Origin of the sequence: Micromonospora sp. NPDC050276 (assembly GCF_044459545.1) — a bacterium.
Lineage (GTDB): Bacteria > Actinomycetota > Actinomycetes > Mycobacteriales > Micromonosporaceae > Micromonospora.
Map to the genome: position 1 here is coordinate 21015 of NZ_JBITJA010000028.1, position 6676 is coordinate 27690.

Consider the following 6676-nt stretch of genomic DNA (forward strand, 5'->3'; position numbering starts at 1 on the left):
GTTTTCGGGAAACGGTCCTGCGCCGACTCGACCTGTCGGGGAACTACCCCGGCAAGCTGCTTCGGGCATACGTTCGCGCGCTCTTGTCCGCTGCTGGGCTCGCTTCTCCACATGGACGCCACTGATGACTCGGATGCCGGCGGGTCGAGACCGGCTGAGAGCACGGCAGCGCGCTGGGTAACAGCTAAGGGGCTAATACCGACGCGAAGGTGCCGGCGGTGGCGGGAGCCTCACCGTTGCGGAGTCCGTCCGGCTGATCGGCCGGCTCGCCCAATGTCGGGGCACTGTGGCCGGGGTGCTCGATCTCGTCGACCTCGCCCACCGGGCGGGCACGACCACGAAGTATCCGACGATAGAAGGGAAATGATCATGGGGTTCATCGCCGTCGGGAACGAGAACAGCACTCCGATCGAGCTGTACTACGAGGATCAGGGTGCAGGTCAGCCGGTTGTCCTCATCCACGGGTATCCGCTGAACGGCCACAGCTGGGAGCTTCAGACACGCGAGCTGCTCGCCGCCGGATACCGGGTGATCACCTACGACCGCCGCGGCTTTGGACGCTCGTCCAAGGTTGGTTCCGGCTACGACTACGACACATTCGCCGCCGACCTGAACACCGTGCTGGAGACGCTGGACCTGCGCGACGTCGTCCTGGTCGGGTTCTCGATGGGCACCGGTGAGCTGGCCCGTTACGTCTCGCGGTACGGCCACCAGCGGGTGGCGAAGCTGGCGTTCCTCGCCTCACTCGAACCGTTCCTGGTCGCCCGTGACGACAACCCACAGGGCTTGCCGCAGAAGGTCTTCGACGGGATCGAGGCTGCGGCAAAAGGTGACCGCTACGCCTGGTACACGCAGTTCTTCGCGGACTTCTACAACCTCGACGAGAACCTCGGCAGCCGGATCAGCCAGGAGGTGGTCACCGGCAGCTGGAACGTCGCCGTCTCCAGCGCGCCGGTGGCGGCCTACGCCGTCGTGTCCTCGTGGACCGAGGACTTCCGTGAAGACGTCGAGGCGGTCCACGCCAGTGGCAAACCGGCCCTGATCCTGCACGGCACCGCCGACAACATCCTCCCCATCGACGCCACCGCCCGGCGTTTCCGCCGGGCGCTGCCCAACGCCGAGTACGTCGAGATCGAAGGCGCCCCACACGGGCTGCTCTGGACCCACGCCGCGGAGGTCAACGCCGCCCTGCGCTCCTTCCTCCGCTGAGCTGACGGCGGGCGCCAGCGTGGCCACTACCACCAGGTGAGCGCCGACCGGCGAAAAGAGCACTCAATGCACGCACCGAACCAGGTGCTCGAGTCCGATCAGCCGCGGTCCGACCGGCGCTGATGCCTGGCTGGGCCACCGGGCTACTTGGGGGTCAAGGGGCTGGCGGTGGCGTTCTGCGCCCACGCGTACCACCGCTGCCCCTTCAACCCCGGGCCGGCGCTGCGAACCTCCCACTGATGCTGGTCGACCACTCGCTGCACCGCTTGTTGGGTGGTCAACCGCAGATCCCGCCGAGTTCCAGCATGAAGGTGCCGGCCGGTACCGTCGGCGGCGGGACGCCCTGAGCGGACCGTGCGGCACCTGATGTGCGTTACGCCGCCGCGGTGACGGCGTCCGCCGTGGTGCAGCCATTGGCCGGGTTCAGGCTGAGCGCAATGACCGCGTCGAGCCGGTCCCGGACCTCAATGAGTCGGGTGATCTGCTCGTCGATGCGCTCGCGCTCGCCGTTTAGCGTGGCTCGGGACTGCGGTGTGGTGACCTTCGCGTCGACGCAGGGCAGGAGGTCCAGGATGGTCTTGCTGGACAGGCCTGCGGCGTAAAGCATCTGGATCAGGTGCACCCGGTCGGCCGCCATGTCGCCATAGTGACGCTGACCGCCGTTGCTGCGTGTGCTGGTCAGTAGTCCTTGTTCCTCGTAGTAGCGCAGCGCTCGCACCGACACCCCGGTTCTGGTGGCGAGTTCACCGATCCGCACGACTTCTCCCCCTCATCTGGTGACGCCAGACACAGCACTTGCCTCTGACGTCAGCGTCAGGTTTTAGCATAGCCCTCGCAACGGAACAGCTTGAGCCTGTGGAGGCACATCATGCGTATTTCTGGTTCAGTCGCGCTCGTCACCGGCGCCAACCGTGGACTCGGCAGGCACTTCACCCAACAGTTGTTGGAGCGTGGCGCGGCCAAGGTGTATGCCACGGCCCGCAACCCGGAACTGATCGACGTCGCCGGCGTTGAGAAGCTGCGCCTGGACGTCACCGAGCCACAGTCGGTCGCGGCCGCGGCGGCCGCCGCCCCCGACGTCACCCTGCTGGTCAACAACGCCGGGCTCGCCACCGGGGCAAACCTGGTCAGCGGCGACCTGAGCAAGATCCGGTTGGAGATGGACACGCACTTCTACGGCACCCTCGGCATGGTTCGGGCGTTCGCGCCGGTGCTCGCCAGCAACGGCGGCGGGGGGATTCTCAACGCTCTGTCCGCTCTGTCGTGGTTCTCCTACGACGGGGCCAACGCCTACAGCGCGGCGAAGGCAGCCGCGTGGAGCCTGACCAACGGCATCCGCATCGAACTCGCCGGGCAGGGCACCCTCGTGACCGGGCTGCACCTGGGTGCTGCCGACACCGACATGGCGGCCGGCTACGACGGCGACAAGATGGCCCCCGCCGACGTGGTCCGTGCCGCACTCGATGGCATCGAGGCCGACAAGCTCGAGGTCATTGCCGATGAATGGAGCGCCTACGTCAAGGCATCCCTCGCCGGGGACCCGAGCGCGTTCTACACCGCTGCCTCGGCGAGCTGACAAAGCAGGTCGACGGGAGGCCCCGGGCACGGCGGCCACTTCTGCGCGGCCGGTGGGGACGCGCAGGCCCGCCGTACCGCAGGAGCCGGGCCGCCTCCCCGGATGGCGTCCAGGAGCCGGGCGGCCCGCGCGACCTCCGCACGAGGCACGCACCTCGCCGATGATGGAGTTGTGGTGGGCAACAAAACGCCAGCAAGACGCCAAGTCAGGCACCACAACTCCATGATCGGCGGGTCCACCTCACCTAGAGACGCGCGGCGCCGGTCGGGTGCCTCCGACATGTGTTCGGCCTTCACCCAGATGTACGGGCAACTGGCCCCCGCCGTCGCCGAACAACTCCAGGCACGCCGGAAGGCACGCCAGGACGCCCTACTCGGAAGTGGGCTCCTCTGCTCGACCTCGGACCGCAGGAACTGGCCACTTACATGGAGAACCGGATGCCGGCGCAGCATCCCACGCCGTACCTGTCACTGCGCGGCCTGCCCCTCGCCGACGACTACCCGGACTGGCTGCGCAGCCGCCTTCCCGGTGCGCTCGTCGAATCGGCGCCGGCCGTCACCCACTACACCCATCTGGCCGACCCCGCCTGGTTCTCGGGGCGGCTGGTCGCCTTCGACGAAGCTGTTGTCCGGTAACGGAGCACGAGGGCCGTCACCGCCGGTCTATCCTCTTCCCGAGGTCAGGCCAGCGACGGGAAGACAACCCACCCGTGTCCCTGACCGACATCGAGGTGTGAGATGCCATACCTGAGTCCGGTCGCAGTGCAGCGCGTCGAGGGCCTCGTCGTTGCGGCTCTCGCCGTCGTCGTGACCGTCACCGCCGGGTACCCGTGGTGGTCGCTTCTTGCCCTCTTCCTCGTCTTCGACCTGTCCATGCTCGGCTACCTGCGCGGGCCACGCCTCGGGGCCTTCTGCTACAACCTGGCGCACTCCTACACGCTGCCGGCTGCGCTGGGCGCGGTAGCCGTGGCCGCGGCCGGGTTTGGCGACCGGATCGGTTGGCTCGGAGTTCTGGCCCTTGCCTGGGTGTTCCACATCGCCGTCGATCGCGGCCTCGGCTACGGCCTCAAGACGGCCGAAGGATTCGAGCACACCCACCTCGGCCCGATCGGCAAGGCCAGAGGGTCTGACCCGCTTTGACGGACATCCAGGATCAGGAGCCTGATGGGTTCCGGAGGATGTCGTCGGCGCCGCGTGATAATTCAGCCGGCGTTGACAGATGTCCAGCATCATGGAAAGCGCCCCAACTGCCGATACGAACAACGGTGCGCTGGTCCGCTCGGCAGCCGACGCAGGTGCCTGATCCCCCTTCGGCAGCTGAACCCGTTCAACCTTGTCCTGCCCAGCGGGCGCGCCAGCCAGGCATCACCGCCCAGTTTCCGGTGAACCTTTCGGGTGGCGCCGGGCGAAGTCCCAGACGATGGCGCTGGCGTCCGGGCCGGCACGATCGGTGAAGAGGCCATCGCCGGCAGGGCCTGGCCAGACGTGCCCCATGTCGTGGACGAGGTACGACTCGACGACAGACGTGCCGTCCGGCGTGGTGATGGTGGTGTGCGTGTACGCGTGCCTGCCCAGTTCCGCGGGCACCGTCGTCGTCTCTGCGACCAGGTCCAAACTCTCGTTGAGCAGACCGTCGCCGACGAGGTCGCTTATCGCGGTCCAGTGCTCGACGAGGCGAGTGGCGACGATTGGTGGGACGAGGCCATCCTCTTCGCCCTGCATGACGAGCAGCGGCATCTGCCGCGCCCGCTCGCCCATCTGGGACCACGCCTGACTTGCGGTGTAGTCCGGCGGGGTGGCGCCGGGATCGTCCGCGTCCACCTGGTTCAGCCCATACTCGCCACCGGCGACCGACGTGGCGGTCGCGAAGACGTCGCGCGAACGTATGCCCGAAGCATCTTGCCGGGGTACGGTTCCGGCGGTGACCACCCGGGTGTACCAGGCGACGAGTATCCCGCCCAGCACGGCTGTTCCCAATGTCGTGCCGATCTCGTACGCGGTCTCCGAGGTCGCGGCGGCCTGTCCTGCGCGTTCGGGCTTGACGGAACTCATGATGATGTCGTTGCTCAGCGCAAGTCCCATGCCCGCGCCCAGCGAGACCAACGCGAGAGATGCGGCGATCAGGGCGGGACTCGATGTTGGCGACAGGAAGTTGGTCAACCCGAAGCCGATGGCGGCGATCAGGAGTCCGGCGGTGATGACGTAGGCGGGGAGGAGATAGACGACCCCGGCTGGACCGAACGGAAGCGTCAGGCGTCCGGGCTCACCGAGCGGCGGTAGTGACGTCGAGCCTTGAGTCGGTTGCCGCACGTCGCCATCGAGCACCACCGGGCGGTGTTCGCCCGGCTGCGGTCGACCAGGAACAGGCGGCACTCGTCGTTGGCGCAGGGGCGTAGCCGTCCGGGGGCGCTTTCGCGCATCTCGGCCCAGGCGAGCACGGCCTGGACGGCGAGCCTCCGGTCCGGCGCGACCACCAGCGTCCAGGTGAGGCCGGTCGCGGTCAGTCGCGGCGTCCGGTGGACACTGGTCAGGGCGGAAGCGAGAGCGTCGGCCGGGATGTCGCCGCGGACCGCCTGTTGCAGGAGGGGACGAACGGCGCGTACGGCCTCCAACTCCTCGGGCGAGCCGGTACCGCCGAATCGCCGCAGCGCTGGGGGGGCGCCGGTCGGATCGGCGAGCAGATCCTGTGAATCACCGTTGACGAGCGGGGTGCTGTTCAGAATGAACAGGAGGAGTTCCTCGCCAGTGGAGACCGGCATCGCACCGCCTAACCATCTTCACGAGTTTGACAGGGTAGAAGTCTATCAGTAGGCTCCTAACCATCTTACTAGATTATGGGGGTTAGAGATGCGGGTCCATCACCGGTACGCCACCATCGAGGGGCGGCGACTGTTCTACCGCGAGGCGGGCGCTGCCGGCGCCCCTGCCGTCGTACTGCTGCACGGCTACCCGACCAGCTCGTTCATGTTCCGCGACCTCATCCCGAGGCTGGCCGACCGCTACCACGTGATCGCGCCGGACTACCTTGGCTTCGGCCAGTCGGACGCTCCGACGATTGACGAGTTCGACTACAGCTTCGACGCCCTGGCGCGACTCACCGCCAGGCTGCTCGGCCACCTCGGGGTCGGCCGCTACGCCATCTACGTCCAGGACTACGGCGCGCCGATCGGGTGGCGCCTCGCGCTTCAGCCGACCGCCCCGGTGACCGCCATCATCAGCCAGAACGGCAACGGCTACGAGGCCGGCTTCGTGCCCGAATTCTGGGCCCCGATCTGGGCGTACGGCGACGACCCGAACGCGCAGAACGAAGCCGCCCTCCGACCCGCACTCAGCCTCGACGCGATCGTTTGGCAGTACACCCACGGCGTACCGGACCCCAGCGTGGTCACCCCCGACACCTGGACGCTCGATCACGCACTGCTGCAGCGGCCCGGCAACGACGCGGTGCAGCTGCGGCTGTTCGGCGACTACCACACCAACCGTGAGCTCTACCCTCGGCTGCAGGAGTATCTGCGTGACACCCAGACCCCCCTCCTCGCGGTCTGGGGCCGCAACGACGAGATCTTCTCCGCGGAGGGGGCGGAGGCATTCCGGGACGACCTGCCCAACGCGGAGATCCACCTGTTGGACGGCGGGCACTTTCTGCTGGAGAGCGAAGGGCGGACAGTGGCGGAACTCATCAACGACTTCCTCGGCCGAGCCCTCGTAACGTCCGGCCCCGACCAACCCTGAGGCTGCTCCTCACCGCTACGTGTGACATGGCGTCACTGGCCAGGGCCGGTGGCTGCCGGATACTGAGAGGGCGTCTCATTCACGTATTTTGCGAGTGATGCCGCCTTCAGTTATCTCGCCAGGTTGGGGTGGTTTCGTTGGTGATGCGTTTGGTGAGGTT

At 67.5% G+C, this 6676-nt stretch carries 8 protein-coding genes; 5 read left to right on the top strand and 3 right to left on the bottom strand.

The features are described 5' to 3' along the window. Positions 1-369: 369 nt before the first annotated feature. Positions 370-1209: an alpha/beta fold hydrolase gene (locus tag ACIBF8_RS31275; RefSeq protein ID WP_396787509.1), complete on the top strand. Its 840-nt coding sequence runs from the start codon at positions 370-372 to the stop codon at positions 1207-1209. Positions 1210-1582: 373 nt separating this feature from the next. Here ACIBF8_RS31275 and ACIBF8_RS31280 read toward each other — a convergent pair whose 3' ends face one another. Then, positions 1583-1966 carry a MerR family transcriptional regulator gene (locus tag ACIBF8_RS31280; protein ID WP_396787510.1) on the bottom strand — a complete coding sequence of 128 codons (384 nt, stop codon included), beginning with the start codon at positions 1964-1966 and terminating at the stop codon, positions 1583-1585. A gap of 111 nt (positions 1967-2077) precedes the next feature. On the opposite strand from ACIBF8_RS31280, the gene ACIBF8_RS31285 reads away from it, so the two are divergent. From ACIBF8_RS31285 to ACIBF8_RS31295, 3 genes are all read left to right on the top strand, one after another. Continuing rightward, positions 2078-2785: an SDR family oxidoreductase gene (locus ACIBF8_RS31285; RefSeq protein WP_396787511.1), complete on the top strand. Its 708-nt coding sequence runs from the start codon at positions 2078-2080 to the stop codon at positions 2783-2785. Between the two features lie 437 nt (positions 2786-3222). After that, positions 3223-3420 (top strand): hypothetical protein, encoded by a 198-nt coding sequence (locus ACIBF8_RS31290; protein WP_396787512.1) that lies wholly within the window; start codon positions 3223-3225, stop codon positions 3418-3420. 102 nt (positions 3421-3522) lie between these two features. Next, on the top strand, positions 3523-3924 hold the full coding sequence (locus tag ACIBF8_RS31295; RefSeq protein ID WP_396787513.1) for a DUF4260 domain-containing protein: 402 nt from the start codon (positions 3523-3525) through the stop codon (positions 3922-3924). Between the two features lie 225 nt (positions 3925-4149). Here ACIBF8_RS31295 and ACIBF8_RS31300 read toward each other — a convergent pair whose 3' ends face one another. Both ACIBF8_RS31300 and ACIBF8_RS31305 read right to left on the bottom strand, forming a co-directional pair. After that, complete coding sequence (locus ACIBF8_RS31300; RefSeq protein WP_396787514.1) at positions 4150-5112, bottom strand: hypothetical protein; 963 nt, start codon at positions 5110-5112, stop codon at positions 4150-4152. Next, complete coding sequence (locus ACIBF8_RS31305) at positions 5034-5543, bottom strand: CGNR zinc finger domain-containing protein (protein ID WP_396787515.1); 510 nt, start codon at positions 5541-5543, stop codon at positions 5034-5036. The genes ACIBF8_RS31300 and ACIBF8_RS31305 overlap by 79 nt, the downstream gene beginning before the upstream one ends. Positions 5544-5631: 88 nt before the next feature. Here ACIBF8_RS31305 and ACIBF8_RS31310 point away from each other — a divergent pair, with 88 nt between their 5' ends. Next, positions 5632-6516: an alpha/beta fold hydrolase gene (locus ACIBF8_RS31310; protein WP_396787516.1), complete on the top strand. Its 885-nt coding sequence runs from the start codon at positions 5632-5634 to the stop codon at positions 6514-6516. Positions 6517-6676 lie beyond the last annotated feature (160 nt).